The organism is Halomonas campaniensis (assembly GCF_002211105.1).
GTDB lineage: Bacteria > Pseudomonadota > Gammaproteobacteria > Pseudomonadales > Halomonadaceae > Vreelandella > Vreelandella campaniensis_A.
This window is the reverse complement of the sequence record NZ_JPUA01000043.1, coordinates 214,854-236,204: the sequence shown is the minus strand read 5'-3', so window position 1 is coordinate 236,204 and position 21,351 is coordinate 214,854. Positions and strand designations below refer to the sequence as shown.

Sequence of the window (21,351 nt, the reverse complement as noted above, 5' to 3'; positions counted from 1 at the left end):
ATCAAACAGGCGTGCACCGAGACTTCAAAGGTGTGGTAGCCAGTGAGGTAGTTAATATCGGCGGGGTCGGTCAGCAGCAGCGCATCCAGTTCGCCCCGTGCCATGGCATGGCGCACCTTATCCAGGCGCGCTTGGTATTCGGCAGCGGGAAAAGGCAGCTCACTTTGGGCGAGCGTTTCCGCAAGGGTTTTGCGGTAGTGGTGGTAATCCATAGCGACCTCCATAATCGATAAAGTCAGTATAGGTGCCTGCATGAAGCTCGCTTTTATTCCCCTCAACGTTAGGGGGCATGAAAGTTTGCCTCCAGAGGGACGGTATATAAGTGAAAGGTCACTCTTTCCAGTTGTGTGACCGTGACTTGTTATGAGTGAGTGTTGCTTTTTTAGTAACATTTTTTGAAGGGAATAAAGTGTTACTCCTCTATAAGGCCGGTATTTGCTGAGGCTTGCGTATTTTTGCAGCGGTCTATATGATTATTTTGGTTAAAATAATCAACAAAAGGGTGATGGCAAATGCAACCTCAAGCTTCTTCCGGTCATGTGGCTTCTTACTACGCAGCATCGTCACACTCCACATCAAAAAGGCCCACGCTGGAGGGGGACGTGGAGTGTGATGTCTGTGTCGTGGGGGCTGGGTTTACAGGTATCTCTTCAGCGTTGCATTTGGCGGAACGCGGTCACCGAGTGGTGGTGCTGGAAAGTGTGGCGATAGGCTTCGGAGCTTCCGGTCGCAATGGTGGGCAGATCGTTAATAGCTATAGCCGTGATATGGATGTTATCGAAAAACAAAACGGCGCTGAAACCGCCCGAGCGCTGGGGGCTATGGCATTCGAGGGTAACCAAATTATCCGTCAGCGCATTGAAAAGTATCAGATCAACTGCGACCTAAAAGAGGGCAACCTTTTTGCCGCCTGTAATAAGAAACAGTGGGAAGGCTTAAAGGATCAAAAAAGCTTATGGGAACGCTATGGTCATCAGCAGCTTGAGCTACTGGAAGGCGAAGAGGTCAAGCGAGAGGTAGGCAGCACACGCTATGTGGGTGCCTTGGTGGATCACTCTGGTGGGCATTTGCACCCTCTCAATCTGGTGCTGGGGCAGGCGGTGGCGCTGGAGTCGTTGGGTGGAAAGATTTTTGAACACTCTCCCGTAACAAGAGTGGAGCACGGCGAGCCGGTAACGCTTTATACCCCGGAGGGGCGAGTGACTGCTCAGCGGGTGGTCATGGCTGGCAATGCCTATTTGCAAGGGTTGCTACCCAAGCTGGAGAGCAAAGCGATGCCTTGCGGCACCCAGATCATTACCACTGAACCGCTGTCTGCAGAGTTGGCCGCGCGATTACTGCCTAATGATAAAGCGGTCGAGGATTGTAATTACCTCTTGGATTACTATCGCCTCACCGCCGATAACCGTCTGCTGTATGGCGGAGGCGTGAATTATGGCGGGCAAGAACCCACCAGTATCGAGGCGGCTATTCGGCCAAAAATGCTGACGACCTTCCCAGAGCTTGGCGATGTTCGCGTCGATTACGCCTGGAGCGGTAATTTCTTGCTAACACTCAATCGCCTGCCGCAATTTGGCCGCATTAATAGCAACGTTTACTACGCCCAGGGGTACTCTGGCCATGGGGTAACGTGCTCCCATCTGGCCGGCAAGTTGGTGGCAGAAACGATTAGCGGTGAAGAAGCGCGTTTTGAAGCCTTTGCGCAGATTTCCCACCTACCCATGCCCGGTGGGCGGTTGCTACGTGTGCCGCTTTCCGCAATGGGCGCGTGGTTCTACGCCATGCGTGACCGACTGGCGGTTTAGCGGCATATTGCTTGACGGTTTCATAGCAACGGGCTGATGGAGAGATTCATCAGTCCGTTTTTATTTGCCACAGATGCCCACGGATAACACGGAATAAAAAACGATATGGAATAAAAAACGAATAGCAGGGCGGGATAGCAGGAAAGGCAAACATAACACTAGGGGCGGCGTGCACCGACCCTAGTGCTATCAACGGTTTAACAGCTCATACGTGGCGCAGGTACCAATCGTACTCCATGGCGCTAACTTCACGCATGGTGTCGGCGCGCTCTGCTTGGCGGTTGGCAATGAACACTTCAATAAAGTCTTCACCAAGTTGTTCGCCGAGTACGTGGTTGTTACCCAGCAAGTGCAGTGCGTGTGCCCAGCTGTTAGTCAGTTGAGGTGCAATTTGCTCATAGGCGTTGCCGATAATGGGTTCGGCAGGTGCAACCTGTTGGGTTAGGCCATGGTGGATAGATGCCAGCACGGTCGCCAGTAAAAGGTAGGGGTTTACGTCGGCACCCGCTACGCGATGCTCTATTCGTCGTGCTTCTTTCGGGCCAGCGGGTACGCGTATTGCCACGGAGCGGTTGTCGTAACCCCAGGTAGGTGCCATGGGTACATAGAGTCCTTCCTGAAAACGGCGAAACGAATTGAGGTTAGGGGCCAGCAGTGCCATGGAGTCTGGCATCAGTTCCAGTAGCCCTCCTACAGCGTGTTGTAGTTCTGCGCTCTCCAACGGGTCATCGCCGCTTTCGGCAAAGATGTTATGTCCGTTGCTATCTATCAGACTGACGTGAACATGGGTACCGCTACCGGCTTCTGAACCGTATGGCTTGGCCATAAAGGTCGCTTCAAAGCCATGCTTTAAGGCAACGCCCTTGATGAGGCGCTTGAGCAGTACCGAGTGGTCGCAGGCGCTTAACGCATCATCTGTATGAATCAGGTTGGCTTCAAATTGGCCTGGTGCGCACTCTTTCAATACCGTATCCAGCGGCAAACCTTGTGCCTGGGCGGCACACTGCAAGTCATTGATAAATTCTGCGTACTCATCTAATTCCAGCACCGAATAGAGCTGGCTTTGAGTAGCCCGCTCGCCGCTGGAAGGGGATTGAGGTGGCTGGATTAAATTTTCTTCGTCACGTACGCGGTCGACCAGATAAAACTCCAGCTCAAGGGCGACGACGGGGGTTAAGCCACGGGCGGAGAACTGCTCAAGAATGCGCCGCAGTATTTGGCGAGGGTCGGCAAAAAACGGCGAGCCATCCATCTCCTCCATGGTCATTAACAGCTGGCCATACTGGTTGTTATCCATCCAGGTGACCGGGTTGAGTGTGCCGGGAATGGCGCGGCATACGCGATCACCGTCACCGCTGGAAAGCCCAAGTCCTGTCTCTTCCACCGTGTTGCCATTGATGTCCAACGCAAAGACCGAAGCCGGCAAATAAATGCCTTTTTCAAACACTTTGGCGAGGTTGTCACAAGGAATGCGCTTTCCTCGGATGACACCGTTAAGGTCACTGATCAGCAGGTCAATGGTGGTGATGTCAGGGTGCTGGTCGAGAAAGTCCGAGGCTACGTTTTGAGCGTCTGTGTCATTGGCAGAGGACATACGTTGACCCTTATTTTTATGCCGTGTTAGTTGTGTTTCTGCTAACAGTATCCTTGCGGTGTCGATCGTTTCTGTCAATTATTTAATAACAAAAAGCGTGTAAAAATTTATTCTTCATGATGGATTTGTTTTTTAATTCTTTGTTATTCAATAGCTTGGTGTGTATTTTGGCAAAAAAGTCAATTTGCACTTGGAAAATAAAACGAGTCACGCTATGTTGAATTGAGTGTTGAATAAAACATAACAACCGACAAAGTGGTTTGACTATGCAAGCAACGCATTCTTCGCGCCCCCTGGTGGGGGTTATCGCCTGCTGCCGAGAGGTGGAAGGTCATCCTGCCCAAATGGTGACTGATAAATTTCTTCAGGCGCTCTACCACTACGGCGTTACGCCGGTGATTCTCCCAGTGCTGGTGGCTGATATGGCGACGCCTGAGCAGCGCGCAGAGCAGGCTGTCGATCTGTTGGGTAGCCTTGATGGCTTGATGCTAACCGGCAGTTACTCCAACGTCGCTCCTGATCGCTATGGTGCCGAGCGCGCCCCGGAGAATACCCGTGATGACGCACGGCGCGATGAAGCGGCGCTTTGCTGGGTGCATGAGGCGTTACGCCAGGCGTTACCTTTATTTGGCATTTGTCGTGGCTTTCAGGAAATGAACGTTGCCCTTGGGGGCACGCTTCACCAAGCAGTTCAAACACTCCCTGGCATGCTGGATCATCGAGAGCCGCCCGCCGATGACATGGCCGGCCATTATGCACCCTCCCATACGGTAAAAATTCGCGCTGGTGGAGCCCTGGCTGCGCTTTATAGCGGCGAACATGCTGAAGTGAATTCACTGCACCAACAGGGGATTGATCAGCTTGCGCCAGGGCTGGAAGCGGAAGCCTGGGCACCTGATGGGTTAGTTGAAGCGGTCTCCGTGCGCGCCGCCGCCGCGTTTGCACTGGCTGTTCAGTGGCATCCGGAGTGGCGCCCTAAAGAACATCCTTTCTATGACGCCCTGTTCCAGGGGTTTGCGGCGGCCTGCCGTCAGCATCGTACCCAGCGGGCTGCTGGCTGAACGCTTATTGCAAACACTGAACAGGAACTGATCTATGCAGACCCAGGATTACCAGGCGTTGGATCGCCAGCACCACCTTCATCCCTTCACCGACTTTAAATCCCTTGGCGAAGAGGGGAGCCGCATCATCACTCATGCTGATGGGGTATACATTCACGATAGCCAGGGCAATCGTATTCTTGATGGTATGGCAGGACTTTGGTGCGTCAATCTCGGTTACGGGCGTCAGGAGTTGGTTGAGGCTGCTACCGAGCAGATGCAGCAACTGCCGTACTACAACAACTTCTTTAAAACCACCCACCCCCCGGCAGTGAAGCTGGCCGCTAAGCTAAGCGAACTGGCACCCGAGCATATCAACCGTGTGTTCTTCACCGGATCCGGCTCCGAATCCAACGATACCGTGCTACGCATGGTGCGACGCTATTGGGCGATCAAAGGCAAGCCGGAAAAGCAGTGGATCATCTCGCGTGAAAATGGTTATCACGGCTCTACCGTGGCGGGCATGAGCCTTGGCGGCATGGCGCCGATGCACGATCAAGGCGGCCCTTGTGTGCCGGGCATTTCCCATATTGGCCAGCCTTACTGGTTTGGCGAGGGGCGCGAGATGAGTCAGGAGGCCTTTGGCAAGCAGTGTGCTCAAGCGCTAGAAGAGCAGATCCTGGCATTGGGTGAAGACAGAGTAGCCGCCTTTATTGCCGAGCCGGTGCAGGGCGCAGGCGGTGCGATCATTCCGCCAGACAGCTATTGGCCGACGGTGAAAGAGGTACTGGCTAAGTACGATATTTTGCTGATTGCCGACGAAGTCATTTGCGGCTTCGGGCGTTTAGGCGAGTGGTTTGGCAGTACTCACTATGGGTTAACGCCTGACCTGATGCCGATTGCCAAGGGCTTGTCGTCGGGCTATCTGCCCATTGGCGCGGTGCTGGTGGGAGACCGTGTGGCCGATACATTGATAGAAGAGGGCGGTGAGTTCTTCCACGGCTTTACTTACTCCGGCCACCCGGTCTGTGCGGCTGTGGCGCTTAAAAACCTCGAGCTGATGGAAAGTGAGCAGGTGGTCGACAACGTTCGCAATGACCTGGGCCCTTATCTGGCGAAACGTTGGCAGGCGTTGGCGGAACACCCGTTAGTTGGTGAAGCTCGCTCGCTAGGCCTGATCGGGGCACTCGAGCTTGTTGCTGACAAGACGACTGGCGAGCGCTTCGATAAATCCCTTTCCGTAGGCAATCTGTGCCGTGATTTGTGTTTCGAAAGCGGGCTAGTGATGCGCTCAGTGGGCGACACCATGGTGATATCCCCGCCGCTCATCATCACGCACAGTGAAATTGATGAACTGGTGAGCAAAGCGCGTTTGGCTCTGGACAAAACAGCCGAAAAGCTGGCGATAACACACCCCATGGAGAGTGCATAATGGCGGCAGATAACACGAAAACCCTAGCCGACTGGCAAGCAAAAGCGGCGTCACTGAGCTTTGAAACACGCGCTTTTATCAATGGCGAGTTTGTGGCCGCCGTCGCAGGCAGCACACTAACCAGTATCAATCCTGCTACCGGAAGCGTGCTTGCGGAAGTGGCCAGCTGCGATGCGCTAGATGCTGAGCGTGCAACGCAAGCGGCCCGTGCAACCTTTGATAGCGGTGTCTGGTCACGTTGCCATCCGAGTAAACGCAAGCGCGTGTTGCTGCGCCTCGCGGATTTGGTAGAGACGCACCGCGATGAGTTGGCGTTACTCGATACGCTCGATATGGGTAAGCCGATTTCCAGCTCGCTCGGGGATTTGGCAGGCACCGTTGCCTGCTTGCGCTATCAGGCGGAGTGTATCGATAAGCTTTATGGCGAAGTGGCTCCCACGGGCGAGAATGCGCTTGGATTGGTGTTACGCGAGCCCATGGGTGTTGTGGCGGCGATCGTGCCATGGAATTTTCCGCTGATGATGACATCCTGGAAAATTGCCCCGGCACTGGCCGCGGGCAACAGCGTGATTCTCAAACCGTCGGAAAAATCCCCTTTGTCGGCGCTGCGCTTGGCGCATCTTGCCCAGGAAGCCGGTATTCCTGACGGCGTATTTCAGGTTTTACCCGGTTACGGCCATACGGTGGGCAAAGCCCTGGCGCTCTCCATGCAGGTAGATTGTCTGGCGTTTACCGGCTCCACGGCTGTGGGTAAACAGCTCATGCAGTACGCCGGACAATCCAACCTGAAACGCGTGTTTCTAGAGTGCGGTGGCAAAAGCCCAAATATCGTTTTCGCCGACTGCCAATACCTTGATGCCGTCGCCCAAAGCGCTGCAGAAGCTATTTTCCACAACCAAGGGGAGGTGTGTATTGCCGGTTCGCGCCTGCTGGTGGAAAACAGTATTCGCAAGGAGTTTGTGGCCCGTGTGGTGAAAGCTGCTGAGCACATGCAGCCAGGAGACCCGCTCGACCCGAATAGCTTCATGGGCGCCATGGTCGATGAAGCGCAGTACCAACGGGTACTTGAGTATATTCGCCAGGGCGAAAACGAAGGTGCCACTTTGAAGTTGGGGGGCGAAGCCAGCGATTCCAAGGGATATTTCCTCACGCCGACGATTTTCGATGATGTGACTCCCGATATGCGCATTGGCCGCGAAGAAATCTTTGGCCCCGTGCTGAGCGTGTTCGGTTTCGACAGCGAAGAGCAAGCGATTGCACTGGCCAATGATAGTGACTTTGGTCTCGCTGCCGGCGTTTGGAGCCAGGACATTGACCGTATTATGCGGGTCTCGCGGCGCCTGCAATCCGGCCAGGTATATGTGAATAACTGGGCGGGTATCGATCAGACAGTGCCTTTCGGCGGCGTGAAGCAGTCGGGCAATGGGCGCGATAAATCGCTTCATGCGCAGGAGAAATACTGCGAAGTGAAGACCGTGTGGATGTCGCTGAGCGTTTGAACCGTCGACGTTCGTAACAAGCTTCGCCTAGGCACTTCACCCTTTATTGATTCGATTCAACAGCGCTAGGTGTCACGGCAAATGCCGTGCCCCTCGCCGAGGGGATCTTGTGCCTGAAAAACCAATAAAAACAAGCATAACAATGATCGGAGTCGCCATCACTGCAATGATTTCCTAACGGAAATACGACGACCAATAATCAAACATTAAGTGAGAACATTATGTCGACTGACCACACTGCTAAGGAAGACCAGGAAACTCCCCGCCCAAGTTTGAAAGCGACCATGATACCCGTTGTGTTTATGGCGGCGTCATTGGGCGTCTTTATCGGCTATTTCGAAACTGACCCGCACTTGCCACTTTTTTTGAGTGCGATTGTAGCGACGATAGTGGCTATTGCGACGGGTAGTCGCTGGAAGCATCTCGAAGCGGGAATCATGCGCTCTATTGGCCTGACCACTCAGGCGATTGTGATTCTCATCATTATCGGCACCATTATTGGCTACTGGATTGCCGGTGGGATTGTGCCCACTATGATCTATTACGGCCTGAGCATTCTGGCACCAGACTACTTTTTGGTTGCGGCGTGCCTGATCTGCTGCTTGGTATCGTTGGCTGGCGGTAACGCCTGGACGGCGGCCGGCACTATTGGTATTGCCTTGATGGGCGTCGGTGAAGGGCTCGGCCTTAACCCTGCGATGGTAGCCGGCGCCGTGATCTCTGGGGTTTATTTTGGCGACAAGATTTCTCCGCTTTCCGAAACTACCAACATGGCGCCAGGTGTCGTCGGTGTCGATCTGTTTGAACACATTCGCTATATGCTCTACACCACGGTTCCTGCGCTCGCGGTGGCACTGGTGCTTTACACCATTATTGGCCTGAACATGACGCCTTCCGGCGATGGCGCGACACAAGTTGCGGAGTTACAGCAGAGCTTAAATGAACTATTTATCATTAGCCCCTGGCTGCTGCTGGTGCCTGCGGCAGTAATCGTGATGATGATCAAGAAGGTTCCGGCCATTCCTGCGCTTGCTGTTGGCTCGCTAATGGGAATCATCTGCGCGATTGTGATTCAGGGTGTACCTCTAGGTGATAGCTTCACTATTTTTGTGGAAGGCTATACGGTAAATACGGGTAATGTCACTGTGGACGACCTGCTGACCAACGGCGGTACTGACGCCATGATGTGGACGGTCTCATTGATCATCATTGCAATGAGCTTTGGCGGGATTCTTGAGTCGGCTGGTTTTTTCCGCACCATCGTGGAAAGCCTGCTCAAACTGGCCAAGACCACGGGTAGCCTGATTGCTACTACGGTTGCGACAGCGATGGCTGCTAATGTCGTGGGGTGCGATCAGTATCTCAGCATTATCTTGCCCGCCCGCATGTATGCCAAAGAGTACCAACGTCGCTCGCTTAAACTGAAAAACCTGTCTCGCACAGTAGAAGATGCTGGCACCATGACGTCGCCCCTAGTGCCTTGGAATACCTGTGGCGCCTTTATGTTTGCCACGCTAGGCGTCAGTGCTTTCAGTTACGCACCCTATGCTTTTTTAGCGCTGCTTAGCCCGCTATTTGCGATTCTTTACGGCTTTACCGGTTTCCGGATTGCTTACGAAAACGAGCCGCAAGAGTCTGACGTGGCCTCCGAGTTGGCTGATGCTCGAAGTGCTTGAGCTGAGCACGACGATGAACACCGGCTAAGCGAGTTATCTTTTGTAGCAGGCGCCCTTTTAATTAAGTTTTTGCCCCACAGCCGTGGGGTTTTTTTTGCGCTATTATGTGCCCGTCAATAGACCAATAACGTAATTTTACTTATTGATAGGGAGTGAAAAAAGCATGTCGGATGACGTGGGTGCGAGCTTGCGCTCCCTGCGCAAGCAGCGAGGGATTTCGCAGCGTGAACTAGCCAAGTTGTGTGGGGTGACCCATTCAAGTCTTTCGCTAATAGAGCAAGGAAAGGTTAGCCCATCCGTCAGTTCCCTGAAGAAAATCCTAAACGCCTTCTCTATGAGCGTCGGTGATTTTTTTACCATGGATCTGGATAGTCAGGAGCAGGTGTTCTATTCGGCGGATGATTTGGTTGATATTGCCTCTGGTGATATTTCCTTCAAACTTGTCGGGGCAAATCGTCCTAATCGTGCCTTGGCGTTTATGGTTGAGCGGTATTTACCGGGTGCTGATACCGGGCAAGCTATGATTACCCACTATGGTGAAGAGGCGGGTTTTGTCGTAGAAGGTGAGATTGAAATCATCGTTGGAAGCAATACGAGGCGCCTAGGGCCAGGGGAGTCCTACTATTTCAAGACCAGCACTCCGCACCGTTTCAGAAATATTGGTGATGTTCCCTGCAAGATCATCAGCTGCGCTACGCCAGGTAAGGCGTTCTGACATTACTGGCTTATATTGTGCCGCAACTGTCGCAGCCGTAATGGCGCGCAAATCGCCTGGACTCCGCTGCAACGCTAGCGGGTGAGTAGAAAGACCCCTTGCAAAAAGTAGAAGACCCCAATGCCGGTGACGATCCAGCGTGTCCAGGTGCGGAAGTTGGCATCAGTGAGTCGGTGTAAAATGCGGTTGCCGGTGTGGGTACCAAAAATCGCAAACGGCGCCGCTAGCAGCACAATGCCCCACTCTCCGGCACTAAGCGCCATGGCGGCACCCAGGTAGAAGATGATCTTAATGCTGTGCGCCACCACCTGTATCATTGCCTTGGTCGCCACGACTTGGCGGCGATCCATCTGGGAGCGCACGAAGAAGATATCGATCAGTGGCCCGGACACCCCCGCCGCTATTGTCAAACCGCCGGAGGCGATCCCACAGCACAGCGCGTGGCTGGCGCGGTTGGCATCCAGATGAAACCAGCGCTTGGGTATCCATACCAGAATCGGCATTAGGCCAATCAACAGCGATACGCTGGCGGCATTAGGGCTGTAGTTGAACAGCAGCAGTAAGCCCGCGGCACTCAGTACGCCAAGCGTCATAAAGGCGACAATACGCCAGACAATAAAGCGCCGCGATAGCCACGCTCGTGATCCATTCGCGGTGAGTTGGATAACGCCGTGCACCGCCATGGCCGTGCCTGCGGGAAAGATCAGCAGCAGAAACCACAGCAGTACCAAACCGCCCGCCATGCCAAACACACCCGACAGCATCGAGGTGAAAAACACCACGCTCACAAAAGCAATGCCTATCCATAGGCTCATACTGTTCTTCCTTGCTCTTTTTTACTCTTTCTTAACGACGGCAAAACGGCCAGACCTGATAAAACTTGCGGCACTGAAACTCCGCTTCGCAGCTGTTGAGCTGGGCTTGGTAGCGATTAGCGCGAGCAGCTACTTGTCTCCCTGCGCTTAATACGTGGGACTTACCGCGATAAGTGCCTCGTTGATAACCGCCTGCGCCTTCATGATAGGCGTAGTAGAGATGCTCAGGATTGGTTAGCGATATGCCCGCCTGCTGCTGGGAGCGGCGGTTGTACCAACCAATAAAATCCGTGGCGTGCTTCATATGGGTACGCCGAGCAAACAGGCTGCCCGCTTGATCCTCATACTCTTCCCACACTGGGTCTTGGGCCTGGGCGTAGCCTTTAGCAGAAGAGGGGCGGGGGCCGGGGATAAAGCCTAGGTAATATTTGCGATCTGGGCGGATATGGCTACGAAACGAAGACTCCTGTTGAATAAACGCCATCTGGGTGGCGATGGGTGTGCCCCACTTTTCCTGAGACTCCCGGGCGTAATCGTACCAACTGGGCTGCTCGCGGAAGATCTCGCAGATATTGCTTTGATCCTGGGGCGGATTGGGGGCAAAAGTGGCGCAGCCAGAGAGGAACAGAGCCAGGCCTATCGCCATCCAAAGACGAAGTGAGGCGAAAGCAGACGAAGAAGTAAAGATACGGTTATCAACAGGGCAGCGCATAAAAGTCCTTGTGAATAAGCTATTCAAAGATTGTGGATAAGATGTTGAGAAGCACTGCCTTATCACCAAGGCGCTATTAGTAATCATTAGCGCAGCAACGCTTCCAGGCTGCGACGCAGGCGCTGTGCTTCACGCACCAGCGTTTCCCCTGATAGCATGCCGACGCCCATTACTAAGCCGACGCGCGGATCGGTTGGTGCACACACAGGGCTTAATGGACGCACAATTAAATGCTCTTTCAGCAGTGACTGAGCGATTCCCACATCGTTAACGCCCGGCGCAAACTCGACGCAAAGGCTGATGGCGCTGCTGGGCGGTGAAACGCTGCGCACCTGCGGCAGGGAACGTAGTTGATCATGCAGCACCTGTTGGCGCCCTAGATAGTCGCGCTGAATACGCCGACACCAGACATCCAAATCACCATCAAAAATAAACTGAGCCAGCACCGCCTGATCCAGCATGCGCCCTTCGCGGAAAAGCTCGCTGCGCAGGCGATTCATGGGCCCCGCTAAATGTCGCGGCACAACTAAATAGCCTAAGCGCAGGCCTGGAAACATCATCTTGGAAAACGAGCCCACCAGCAAGTGGCGCTCCGAGTGCGGATAGAAGAGCAGGTTAGAATGGTCGTCGCGGTTAAACTCGTAATCATCTTCGACAATATACGCGGGCGCTAAGGCATCGCATAAGCGCTGTTTATCCACTGCACGGGTGGGCACGCTGAGCGGGTAGTGGTGCGAGCCGGTCAGGTAGGCCAGCTTGATCGGGCCAGGAGCAGGCGGAAGGCTGTGCCCTTGACCTGGCAGCCACGCCACCGGTTCGATTTCCAAACCTGCGGCGGTAAAGACATTGCGTGCCCCCCAGTAGCAGGGTGACTCCATGGCAACGGTGTCGCCCACATCAGCCAGCGCCACGGCGCATAGCTCAATGCCGTTATGGGTTCCGTCGGTAATGATGATCTGCTCCGTGTCGCAGCTAATATTGCGCCAGCGCGCTAAAAAATCGCGGATGGCGCGCTTTAACGGCCCGTAGCCACCGGTGGAGTAGGAGAGCAGTAGGGCGTTTTGCGGCACCGTCACGCTGGCATAGAGCTGCCGCCATTTTCGCATTGGGAACTGGGCGATATCAGGAATACCGGGCACGAAGGCGCCGCTTTGAACTGCGCTAGCGCCAGGGCCATCCAGCACCCGCTGGGCACGTTGAGAGAGCTGCGCATTGCCACGCAGGGGAGAGTTTGGCGTCATGGGGCGGCATGTCCAGGTGCCTTGGCCGTGGGCGGTTTTAAGCAGTGCCTCTTCGAGTAGCGTATGAATTGCCAGCGCCAGGGTTTGACGGGCGACGCCCAAGGCATCCGCCAACTGCCGGTGAGAGGGCAGCCGCAGTCCGGAAGGCCACTGCTGGGTAATGGCCTGACGCAATGCTTGCTCTATACGCACCTGCTTACTCAACCGCTCCGGTTGGAGTGCATAAAGTTGTACAAGTTGGTGCACCACCTCCTTGCGATCCATTTGGACTCCCCTTACTCCCGCTTAACCCCCTAACGACGGGCACTTAGACGAAAGCCGTATAAAAAAGGCGCACCCTTTTGGTGCGTATAAAAAGTGGTCTAGTCGAACGCCAAAGTGGTGCATTCGTGTTTTCTCTCCCGCCTGCTAGCGTGTTGCTATCCTGTTTAACAGAACCGTTTAAAACATGCCCGTTCAAAGAGAGGCTGTTAAAACAGGATCAGGATACTGCGCCCCTGAGCGCCTACGACAACATCCAATAACTCGCAGGACATTTCAAATGACCACACCCTCATCAGAACAGGAAGGGCTCGTCCGGGTATTGGCCCGTGGCGATGTACTAGCGCTGGCTTTCGGCGCGATGATCGGCTGGGGCTGGATTGTACTCACCGGTACCGCCATTCAATCCGCAGGCAGTCTAGGCGCCATTATAGCCTTTATTATCGGCGGCTTAGCGATTGTCTTGGTCGGGCTCACCTATGCAGAGCTTGCCGCTGCAATGCCCAAAGTGGGTGGCGAGCACGTATACAGCTACCGCGCTTTAGGTCACTTGCCCTCTTTTTTGTGCACTTGGGCGATTATTTTGGGCTACTTAAGCGTAGTGGCCTTTGAAGCCGTCGCCCTGCCCACGGTGATCGAACACCTGGCACCCAACTACGCCGTTGGTCACCTCTGGACGATTGCCGGGTGGGAAGTGAAAGCCACCTGGGTCGCGGTAGGCGTCGGCGGTTCGCTGGTCATGATGATCATCAACTACTTCGGCGTGACCACCGCGGCGTTGCTGCAAAAAGTGGTTACCGGGTTAATTCTGCTGGTGGGGGTGATGTTTGTCACCGGTTCGCTGTTTGAAGGCGAAACCATCAATATGATGCCGCTGTTCACTCAAGCCGATAGCGGCGTGTTCGCAGGCATAGTGGCGGTACTGGTGATGGTGCCGTTCCTGTTCGTGGGCTTTGACGTTATTCCCCAGGCGGCGGAAGAGATTAACCTGCCCTACAAAGCCATCGGCAAGGTACTGATGATGTCGGTGATCCTGGCGGTGGTGTGGTACGCGCTGATCATTCTGGCCACCAGCCTGGCACTGAATAGTGATGAGTTGGCGGCAAGCTCGCTTAGCGTGCCGGATGCCATGGGCAGCCTGTTTAATGCCGAGTGGGCCAGCAACTTAATGGTCATGGCGGGTATTGCGGGGATCATTACTAGTTGGAACGCCTTCTATATTGGCGGCTCGCGGGCAATCTATGCCCTGGCCAAAGCAGGCATGCTGCCTGCGCCGTTCGCCAAGCTGCACCCTCGTTACAGAACCCCGACCAATGCCATCTTTATGATGGGCTTTCTCTCCTGCTTGGCACCCTTCTTTGGCCGCCCGGCGCTGGTATGGATCGTTAATGCGGGTGGCTTGGGCATCGTGTTGGCCTACCTGTTCGTCGCCATCTCCTTTGTCGTGCTGCGGGTGCGTGAGCCGGATATGCCCCGTCCATTCAAGGTAAATAACGGCAAGCTGTGCGGCATCCTCGCGATCATCCTCTCTTTCGGTATGGCGTGCCTCTACCTGCCCGGTAGCCCGGCAGCGCTGAGCGGTGCGGAGTGGACTATTTTTGCTGGTTGGGCGGCGCTGGGCATCGTGCTGTATGTGCATGCGCTGCGTACCTACGGGCGTGACTATAGCGATCGCCATATGAAAGCGGATCTGTAAGCCGTCCTACGAGATTTCTGAGGAGCAACATATGAGCTTTATCGAACAGTGGTTGCACGATGCGGTTCCAGCCTTGGTGGGTGGCGAGTGGCGTACAGGCCAACAAACCTTTGCGGTGGATAACCCCGCCACCGATGAAACGATTGCCCGGGTGGCGGATATGGGGGCCGACGATACCCGTGACGCGGTCGCCGCCGCCTACAACGCCGGTGCCGCCTGGCGCGCCACGCCGGTGAAACAGCGTTCTGCGTTGCTGCGTCGCTGGTTTGAGCTGATCAATGAGCACGCCGACGACCTGGCTCGCCTGATGACCTTGGAGCAGGGCAAACCCCTGGCGGAAGCCAAAGGCGAAGTGATCTACGGTGCCTCGTTTATCGAGTTCTTCGCCGAAGAAGCCAAACGCATGGCAGGGGAAACCCTGCCTAGTCACGGCGCGGACAAACGCTTATTGGTTCTGCGCGAGCCGGTAGGCGTGGTCGCGGCGATCACCCCATGGAACTTCCCGCTGGCGATGATTACTCGCAAGTGTGCCCCAGCCCTGGCCGCGGGCTGCACCGTGGTGATCAAACCTGCCGAAGCCACGCCGTTAACGGCGCTTGCCGCTGCTTACCTGGCACTGGAAGCGGGCCTGCCTGCAGGCACCATTAACGTGATTACCGCCTCAAAACCGGCAGCGGTGGGTGAAGTGCTCACTACCGATCCACGGGTGCGCAAAGTCTCATTTACCGGCTCGACCCCGGTGGGCAAACACCTGCTGGCCCAGTGTGCCAGCACGGTGAAGAAAACCGCCATGGAGCTGGGCGGCAACGCACCCTTTATCGTCTTTGACGACGCCGATGTAGATGCCGCTGTTGATGGCGCAATCGCCTCCAAATTCCGCAACGCCGGACAAACCTGCGTATGCACCAACCGCTTCCTGGTGCAGGACGGTATTTACGACACCTTTGTCGCCAAGCTGACCGAGCGTGTGAATGCGCTGAAGGTGGGCGATGGCCTGGCGGAAGGCAGCGTTATCGGCCCGCTGATCAACCAAGCGGCGATAGACAAGGTTCAGCGACACGTGGACGACGCCCAAGGCAAAGGCGCACGTCTTATGTGTGGCGGCAAACTCCACACTGCCGGTGAGCACTTCTATACGCCCACGGTGCTGGCCGACGTCACCACCGAGATGGCCGTGGCTGATGAAGAGACGTTTGGCCCCGTGGCGCCGGTGTTCCGCTTTAAGCAGGACTCAGAGGCCATCCAGATGGCCAACGACACGCCGTTCGGTCTGGCCGCCTACTTCTACGCCACGGACTATCGCCGCATCTGGCGAACCATGGAAGCGCTTGAGTACGGCATGGTGGGCGTCAACGAAGGGCTGATCTCCACCGAGCTTGCGCCCTTTGGCGGCGTAAAAGAGTCCGGGCTGGGCCGTGAAGGCTCCCACCACGGTCTCGATGAATTTACTGAACTCAAATACGTCTGCGTTGGCGGCCTATAAAGAGAACCATGATGACTAACCAAGAATTGAACGACCTGAAAAACCGTTACGTGGCCAACGGTGCCGCGACGCCCACCACCCAGTTTGCCGAGCGCGCCGAAAACGCCGAGCTGTGGGACGCCGACGGCAACCGCTGGATCGACTTTGCGGGCGGCATTGGCGTGCTCAACCTGGGCCACCGCCACCCGAAAATCGTTGCCGCTGTGGAAGCGCAGCTCAAGAAAGTCATGCACACCAGCGCGGCGGTGATCTCTTACGCGCCCTACGTGCAGCTGTGCCAAAAGCTCTGCGAACTCACCCCGGTACGCGGCCCCGAGCGTAAGGCGATGCTGGTCAACACCGGTGCCGAAGCGCTGGAAAACGCCGTGAAAATTGCCCGCGCCGCCACTGGCCGCACCGGCATCATCACCTTCGACGGCGCCTTCCACGGCCGCACCATGATGACCCTGGCGATGACCGGCAAGGTGCTGCCCTACAAGAACGACTTTGGCCCGATGCCGGGCGACGTGTTCCGCGCACCGTTCCCCAATCCGCTGCACGGCATCAGCGAAGAAGCCTCACTGAACGCCATTCGCACGCTGTTCAAAACTGATATCGCCCCGCACCGCACGGCGGCCATTGTAATTGAGCCGGTACAGGGCGAAGGTGGGTTCTACATTGCTTCACCGGACTACCTGAAAGCGCTACGCGCACTGTGTGACGAGCACGGCATTCTGCTGATCGCCGACGAAGTGCAGTCTGGCTTTGCCCGCACCGGCAAGCTGTTTGCCCTCGAACATAGCGGTATCGAGGCGGATATTCTGACCACCGCCAAGAGCTTGGCGAACGGCATGCCGCTCTCGGCTGTGGTGGGTAGCGCCAAGGTAATGGACGCCTCCGGCCCCAACTCCCTGGGCGGCACCTACAGCGGCAACCCACTCTCCTGCGCAGCGGCGCTGGCGGTCATCGAGGTCATCGAAGAGGAAGATATCCTGGCCCGCAGCGAGCAAATGGGCAAGATGCTGGCCGAGCGCTTCGCGGTATGGGAAGAGCGCTTTCCCGCCGTGGCCCATGGCCGCCAGCTAGGCGCCATGGCAGCGTTTGAACTGCTTGATAGCGACGGCAAGCCAGATACTCAGATGACCGGTGCGCTCTGTGCCAAAGCCCGTGAGAAAGGGTTGATCCTGCTTTCCTGTGGCTTCTACGGCAATAGCATACGCATTCTGGTGCCGTTAACCGTCTCTTCTACGGTGTTGGAAGAGGGCTTGAGTATTATTGAGCAGTCGCTGGAAGCGCTTAGCTAAAATCGTCTAAGCATCACAAAGCCCACCCTCGTCAAACCGCGAAAGCTGTTGGCGTTGGGCGGGTTTTTTGTGGGTGTTGAAATCTCATACCTAAGATAAACAGCCGTGCTAAGAACTTATGCTAAGCTGGGTTTGGTAGAGTGATAGCCCAAGGCTTAGGCGTTGGGAAATCCAGTAAGAGTGCGAAATTTTGATATGTAACCTTAACCTGATGAAAAAATAATAAATATAAGAATCAAAGGGTTAAAGGGGTATAGAAGTGCGCCATTATTCGGATAATCATATTGGCGTGTTCGTATAATCATAAGACGTGTTGTCAAATTTCTGTTAAATTTCAAAATCTTATCATTATAAGGGGGTCATTATGTCGGATCACGTATTAATTACACTAGCAAAGAGAAAACCATACGAAGTCGTACCAAATATGCCTGAGGGATGTAGCTACGACTATGATAGAGGCCTTTGGACGAAATCAAATGAAGTTTTAGTGTCGCATAGCTCTGAATTTGGTGTGCAGGTTACCAAGAAGTGTGATGTTGAAACCGGTGAGGATCAAAAAGGAGAATGAATAAGCTTTGTTTGATTCTTTGCAGCAAGTATGACTTTTCTGTTGATCTTGTCATTCAGGAGCTAGAGAAGACAGGGATTGATTATATCCGCCTGAATAAGGAAGATCTGTCTAACTATTTGATAAATATTGATCCCGTAAAAAAAGTATTGACGGTAAAAGGTCATGGAAAGAATAGAACTGTGTCTAATATTACCTCAGTTTGGTTTAGGCAGCCGGTTTTCATTAGGAATGCCCCTGCATATCCACTTTCTCTGGAAGAACAGCTTGTTAGATCTCAATGGGCTGCATTTCTAAGAGGTCTTATTGTGTTCGAAGATGCTATTTGGATGAATTGGCCATCTAGCACTTATTCTGCTGAATCAAAACCATATCAGTTGATGCTAGCCTCTAAAGTAGGTTTTATGGTTCCTAAGACGATGATTGGCAATGATTCTAGCTATTTTGAAAAATTTGATGAAGAGATAATTGTAAAATCTTTGGACACTGTTCTTCTTCGTGAAGGTGAAGATTGTTTATTTACATATACGTCAAACATAACTGCCAAAGAGTTGAACGAAGAAAATACAAAGATAGCTCCATTAACAGTGCAGGAATACGTTTACCCTAAAACTGATATCAGAGTCACTGTTGTTGGAGAAAAGCTGCATGCAGTCAAAATCACATCGGCTGGTCGCGGTATCGATAACGACTGGAGGCTGCTTAAAAAAGAGGAAATTGAGTATATCGATATTGGTTTGCCGAAACTTATAAGTAGGTACTGTAAGGATATCGTTAGCGAAATGGGGTTGAAGTTTGGTGCAATCGATCTAATCGAAAGCAATGGAAATTACTATTTCATCGAAATTAACCCTACAGGCGAATGGGGGTGGCTTTCGACAGAAAAGCGGCCAATTGAGAAAGATATAGCTAATGTTTTGGCCGGGTGAGTCTAATGCGCTTCATTCATATAACCCAAGAAGTATTGCCATTCCTTCATCTGAAAGGAATATATGATAAAAAGCTACAGGACGCAGACAAGGTGCTTAACGATAAGTACTCCTATTATTTTAAGCTTGAAGAGGAAGTCATATCTAATCGCCTTAAAGAAGAACACCAACGTTCACAAAAAATTGATGATAAAACTTCGAAGTTTACACTAGGTTTGAGCATCTGTTTAACAGTTCTAGGCGTTTCGGCAACAGTCGTAGCAAAATTGCTCCCAGCTCATGAGTTGAAATATTTGGTTGTTGTGTTTCTCAGTATATGTTCTCTCTATATGCTTCTAGGCGGTATTATTTCGCTGGGAGCGTTTAAGCTAATGCCAACCTATGGATATGGAACGTTATATGAGTACCGTAAGTCAAAAAATGGCACATCTGAGATAGTTAAAGCACTAATTGGTCAAGAAAACATAAATTTAGTGAAGCAAGTGCGGAATCAAGTTGCCTATCTGTGTATTAGGAATGGGTTCGTAATGCTTTTGACGTCATTATTAATTTTGTCGTCGATACTGACTCATAGCGCATACTCAAACATTTCTCAGAAAGAAGAATCAACTAAAACCGTTTCAAACAACGAAAGTGTTAGCATGGTAATCAAATGTGAAAAGCCGATGCAGGTCGCTCCGTCCCTTCGAGGCTACATCGGGCTGTCGCTGCGTTGCAGCGTCAACCGATGATCGACCCATTAGGCACTTTCCTGCCAACTTTGTACGAACATGATGGTCGCTCTTCAAACAAGACGCAGGGTGGGTAAAGTCCGGGGCATTATTGAAGCAGTTCACTAAAAATATCTGCAGTCTGGCGAACTAAAAGGGGCCTTTTCGTAGCGCAAATACATAGCCAGATTTTCCAATACAGCTATTCCTTCTGTCGAAGAAACTAGTGATGTCTAGCCAAGCATAACCACTACCCATCCCCCACCCCGCCCTCGTCAAACAGCGAAAGCTGTTGGCGATTGGCGGGTTTTGCTTTTTTAGCGCGCTGAGCGGGCGGCCGGCGCTGGCTAGCAAGCTTATTCACAATGGCCTGGCTGGCGTCTCTGGCGTCCGGGGTGCGGCGAAGCTCATACAGCATCTTCTTCCAGTGGCGCGCCTCACACTCAAAGTCGTTGGGTAGTGGGTAGTGCTCGCCAGGCTGAAAACCGAATCGTTGTCGCAGACTTTCCGGCAGCGCCCAGGGCTTAGCGCGCCACTCCTGGGGCAGTGGCGTTAGTTCTGGCACCCATCGGGCGACAAACTCGCCGCTAGGGTCATTATCCTCCGCCTGTTTGATGGGGTTATACACCCGCAGCGCGTTGGTGCCCGTAGCACCTGCCTGCATCTGCACCTGGGGGTAGTGAATGCCGGGCTCGAAGTCGGTAAAAAGCCGCGCCAAGTGCAGGGCAGGTTCGTACCAGTGCAGCCCAAGGCCAAAGGTGGCGTGAGAGAGCAGCATCGCGCGCATACGAAAGTTGATCCAGCCGGTGGCGATCAGGCTGCGCATACAGGCATCCACTAACGGCACGCCGGTTTGGCCACGCTTCCAGGCGATCAGATTGGGGTGTTCAGGGTCGCGCTCCCGCAGGCCGCGCAACGCTGGGTGCAGCGTTTGATACTCGATGCTTGGTTCACTTTCGAGCTTCTGAATAAAGTGGCAGTGCCAGTGAAGCCGGGAGGCGAAGGCGCGCAGCGAGCGCGACCAAGCGGTGTCTTCCGAATGCTTTTTCCGTTGGCGGCGCAGTGACTGCACTACTTCGCGCATGGAGAGGGTGCCCCAGGCCAAATGGGGCGAAAGCCGCGAGCCAAACTCCCAGGCCAGCAGCGGTTTAGATAGCGAGCCGCGATAGCGCCGCCCGCGCTGGGCAATAAAGCTACGCCACAGGGCGCGGCCTTCGCTACGCCCGCCTGGCTGCCGCTCGGGGCAAGGCGTGGTATCAAACCCTAGCGTCAGGCTGTGAAGCTGTTCAACGTCAATGTGATGAAAGTCTTGCCACCCCTCGGCCGCTTGAGCGTTTTGTGGGGCTGAGAAGGTAGGAGCGGTCATTAACGCTTCCCACTGTTTTTCCCATGCATCGCGCTCTGCCACCCGGGATTTCAGGCCGCGTATTACGCCGTGCTGGCGTGTTTCATGCCATGGCGCGCCTTGCTGTTGGCACCATGCCTTGACGCTAAGATCGCGGGCAAAGCTCCAGGCGTTGCCGGTCTCTTCATGCGAGTGAAGGGCAAACTCCCCATAGCGTGCTTTCAAAGCGGTTAATAAATCGACAATATCGCCTTGCCAAATGCACAGTGGCAGGCCCAATGTTTCCAATGCGTTTGAAAGGTCTATCAGTGAGTCCGCGGCAAACTGCCAGTGGCGCAGGGCACTATCCGGCGCTTGCCACTGGCCGGGTTCAATGGCAAATACGGGCAGTACTGGGCCTGCCATGGCGGCGTTGGCAAGCGGCGCATGATCATGAATACGTAAATCGCGTTTGAACCAAACAATCTGGATAGGTGCCTTAGCCATGCCGTACCTTGCGGTTGAGGGCTATTCGCCGCTAAGTCTATTCGCCACTGAAATGTGACGT

Annotated in this window: 18 protein-coding genes; 12 read left to right on the top strand and 6 right to left on the bottom strand. The window is 54.1% G+C overall.

Going from position 1 to position 21,351, the window contains the following annotated elements; genetic code table 11:
- Positions 1 to 212 (bottom strand): aminopeptidase P family N-terminal domain-containing protein (locus JI62_RS20530; RefSeq protein ID WP_170938608.1); only part of this gene is annotated, 212 nt, incomplete at its 3' end.
- Between the two features lie 300 nt (positions 213 to 512).
- Between JI62_RS20530 and JI62_RS20525 the strand changes: the two genes are divergently transcribed.
- Positions 513 to 1,805 carry an NAD(P)/FAD-dependent oxidoreductase gene (locus JI62_RS20525; protein WP_088701959.1) on the top strand — a complete coding sequence of 431 codons (1,293 nt, stop codon included), beginning with the start codon at positions 513 to 515 and terminating at the stop codon, positions 1,803 to 1,805.
- Between the two features lie 205 nt (positions 1,806 to 2,010).
- On the opposite strand, the gene JI62_RS20520 is transcribed toward JI62_RS20525, so the two are convergent.
- Entirely contained in the window at positions 2,011 to 3,399 is a 1,389-nt protein-coding gene (locus tag JI62_RS20520; RefSeq protein WP_088701958.1) for a glutamine synthetase family protein, read from the bottom strand.
- A 266-nt stretch (positions 3,400 to 3,665) separates the two neighbouring features.
- On the opposite strand from JI62_RS20520, the gene JI62_RS20515 reads away from it, so the two are divergent.
- The 5 genes from JI62_RS20515 to JI62_RS20495 all read left to right on the top strand — a co-directional run bounded on the left by JI62_RS20515 (position 3,666) and on the right by JI62_RS20495 (position 9,761).
- Positions 3,666 to 4,460 (top strand): gamma-glutamyl-gamma-aminobutyrate hydrolase family protein, encoded by a 795-nt coding sequence (locus JI62_RS20515; protein WP_088701957.1) that lies wholly within the window; start codon positions 3,666 to 3,668, stop codon positions 4,458 to 4,460.
- A gap of 34 nt (positions 4,461 to 4,494) precedes the next feature.
- Positions 4,495 to 5,871: an aspartate aminotransferase family protein gene (locus JI62_RS20510; RefSeq protein WP_088701956.1), complete on the top strand. Its 1,377-nt coding sequence runs from the start codon at positions 4,495 to 4,497 to the stop codon at positions 5,869 to 5,871.
- The gene (locus JI62_RS20505) at positions 5,871 to 7,370 is read left to right on the top strand and encodes an aldehyde dehydrogenase (protein WP_088701955.1); all 1,500 of its coding nucleotides are present in this window, start codon (positions 5,871 to 5,873) and stop codon (positions 7,368 to 7,370) included. Before JI62_RS20510 ends, JI62_RS20505 begins: the two co-directional genes overlap by 1 nt.
- A 221-nt stretch (positions 7,371 to 7,591) precedes the next feature.
- A complete protein-coding gene (gene nhaC / locus JI62_RS20500) occupies positions 7,592 to 9,046 on the top strand; it encodes a Na+/H+ antiporter NhaC (RefSeq protein WP_088701954.1) in 1,455 nt (484 codons plus the stop codon).
- 163 nt (positions 9,047 to 9,209) lie between these two features.
- Positions 9,210 to 9,761 carry a cupin domain-containing protein gene (locus JI62_RS20495; RefSeq protein WP_041158716.1) on the top strand — a complete coding sequence of 184 codons (552 nt, stop codon included), beginning with the start codon at positions 9,210 to 9,212 and terminating at the stop codon, positions 9,759 to 9,761.
- Between the two features lie 74 nt (positions 9,762 to 9,835).
- Here the strand turns inward: JI62_RS20495 and JI62_RS20490 are convergent, their stop codons facing one another.
- The 3 genes from JI62_RS20490 to JI62_RS20480 form a co-directional block, all read right to left on the bottom strand.
- Positions 9,836 to 10,576 (bottom strand): sulfite exporter TauE/SafE family protein, encoded by a 741-nt coding sequence (locus JI62_RS20490; protein ID WP_088701953.1) that lies wholly within the window; start codon positions 10,574 to 10,576, stop codon positions 9,836 to 9,838.
- Positions 10,577 to 10,607: 31 nt separating this feature from the next.
- On the bottom strand, positions 10,608 to 11,288 hold the full coding sequence (locus JI62_RS20485; protein WP_170938604.1) for a lysozyme-like domain containing protein: 681 nt from the start codon (positions 11,286 to 11,288) through the stop codon (positions 10,608 to 10,610).
- Between the two features lie 86 nt (positions 11,289 to 11,374).
- Positions 11,375 to 12,793 carry a PLP-dependent aminotransferase family protein gene (locus JI62_RS20480; protein ID WP_088701952.1) on the bottom strand — a complete coding sequence of 473 codons (1,419 nt, stop codon included), beginning with the start codon at positions 12,791 to 12,793 and terminating at the stop codon, positions 11,375 to 11,377.
- 277 nt (positions 12,794 to 13,070) lie between these two features.
- Here JI62_RS20480 and JI62_RS20475 point away from each other — a divergent pair, with 277 nt between their 5' ends.
- The 6 genes from JI62_RS20475 to JI62_RS20450 all read left to right on the top strand — a co-directional run bounded on the left by JI62_RS20475 (position 13,071) and on the right by JI62_RS20450 (position 19,480).
- Positions 13,071 to 14,486 (top strand): APC family permease, encoded by a 1,416-nt coding sequence (locus JI62_RS20475; RefSeq protein WP_088701951.1) that lies wholly within the window; start codon positions 13,071 to 13,073, stop codon positions 14,484 to 14,486.
- Between the two features lie 31 nt (positions 14,487 to 14,517).
- Entirely contained in the window at positions 14,518 to 15,969 is a 1,452-nt protein-coding gene (locus JI62_RS20470; protein ID WP_088701950.1) for an NAD-dependent succinate-semialdehyde dehydrogenase, read from the top strand.
- An 11-nt stretch (positions 15,970 to 15,980) separates the two neighbouring features.
- Complete coding sequence (gene gabT, locus JI62_RS20465) at positions 15,981 to 17,252, top strand: 4-aminobutyrate--2-oxoglutarate transaminase (protein ID WP_088701949.1); 1,272 nt, start codon at positions 15,981 to 15,983, stop codon at positions 17,250 to 17,252.
- A 364-nt stretch (positions 17,253 to 17,616) separates the two neighbouring features.
- On the top strand, positions 17,617 to 17,820 hold the full coding sequence (locus tag JI62_RS20460; protein ID WP_088701948.1) for a hypothetical protein: 204 nt from the start codon (positions 17,617 to 17,619) through the stop codon (positions 17,818 to 17,820).
- Positions 17,817 to 18,749 (top strand): RimK-like protein, encoded by a 933-nt coding sequence (locus tag JI62_RS20455; protein ID WP_088701947.1) that lies wholly within the window; start codon positions 17,817 to 17,819, stop codon positions 18,747 to 18,749. The genes JI62_RS20460 and JI62_RS20455 overlap by 4 nt, the downstream gene beginning before the upstream one ends.
- 5 nt (positions 18,750 to 18,754) lie before the next feature.
- A complete protein-coding gene (locus tag JI62_RS20450) occupies positions 18,755 to 19,480 on the top strand; it encodes a sulfite exporter TauE/SafE family protein (protein WP_088701946.1) in 726 nt (241 codons plus the stop codon).
- A 229-nt stretch (positions 19,481 to 19,709) separates the two neighbouring features.
- Here JI62_RS20450 and JI62_RS20445 read toward each other — a convergent pair whose 3' ends face one another.
- Positions 19,710 to 21,290 (bottom strand): FAD-binding domain-containing protein, encoded by a 1,581-nt coding sequence (locus tag JI62_RS20445; RefSeq protein WP_088701945.1) that lies wholly within the window; start codon positions 21,288 to 21,290, stop codon positions 19,710 to 19,712.
- Positions 21,291 to 21,351: the final 61 nt, after the last annotated feature.

Coding starts and splice junctions, on each gene's coding strand:
- JI62_RS20525 (WP_088701959.1), top strand. CDS start 513: ATGCAACCTCAAGCTTCTTCCGGTCATGTGGCTTCTTACTACGCAGCA.
- JI62_RS20520 (WP_088701958.1), bottom strand. CDS start 3,399: ATGTCCTCTGCCAATGACACAGACGCTCAAAACGTAGCCTCGGACTTT.
- JI62_RS20515 (WP_088701957.1), top strand. CDS start 3,666: ATGCAAGCAACGCATTCTTCGCGCCCCCTGGTGGGGGTTATCGCCTGC.
- JI62_RS20510 (WP_088701956.1), top strand. CDS start 4,495: ATGCAGACCCAGGATTACCAGGCGTTGGATCGCCAGCACCACCTTCAT.
- JI62_RS20505 (WP_088701955.1), top strand. CDS start 5,871: ATGGCGGCAGATAACACGAAAACCCTAGCCGACTGGCAAGCAAAAGCG.
- nhaC (WP_088701954.1), top strand. CDS start 7,592: ATGTCGACTGACCACACTGCTAAGGAAGACCAGGAAACTCCCCGCCCA.
- JI62_RS20495 (WP_041158716.1), top strand. CDS start 9,210: ATGTCGGATGACGTGGGTGCGAGCTTGCGCTCCCTGCGCAAGCAGCGA.
- JI62_RS20490 (WP_088701953.1), bottom strand. CDS start 10,576: ATGAGCCTATGGATAGGCATTGCTTTTGTGAGCGTGGTGTTTTTCACC.
- JI62_RS20485 (WP_170938604.1), bottom strand. CDS start 11,288: ATGCGCTGCCCTGTTGATAACCGTATCTTTACTTCTTCGTCTGCTTTC.
- JI62_RS20480 (WP_088701952.1), bottom strand. CDS start 12,793: ATGGATCGCAAGGAGGTGGTGCACCAACTTGTACAACTTTATGCACTC.
- JI62_RS20475 (WP_088701951.1), top strand. CDS start 13,071: ATGACCACACCCTCATCAGAACAGGAAGGGCTCGTCCGGGTATTGGCC.
- JI62_RS20470 (WP_088701950.1), top strand. CDS start 14,518: ATGAGCTTTATCGAACAGTGGTTGCACGATGCGGTTCCAGCCTTGGTG.
- gabT (WP_088701949.1), top strand. CDS start 15,981: ATGACTAACCAAGAATTGAACGACCTGAAAAACCGTTACGTGGCCAAC.
- JI62_RS20460 (WP_088701948.1), top strand. CDS start 17,617: ATGTCGGATCACGTATTAATTACACTAGCAAAGAGAAAACCATACGAA.
- JI62_RS20455 (WP_088701947.1), top strand. CDS start 17,817: ATGAATAAGCTTTGTTTGATTCTTTGCAGCAAGTATGACTTTTCTGTT.
- JI62_RS20450 (WP_088701946.1), top strand. CDS start 18,755: ATGCGCTTCATTCATATAACCCAAGAAGTATTGCCATTCCTTCATCTG.
- JI62_RS20445 (WP_088701945.1), bottom strand. CDS start 21,290: ATGGCTAAGGCACCTATCCAGATTGTTTGGTTCAAACGCGATTTACGT.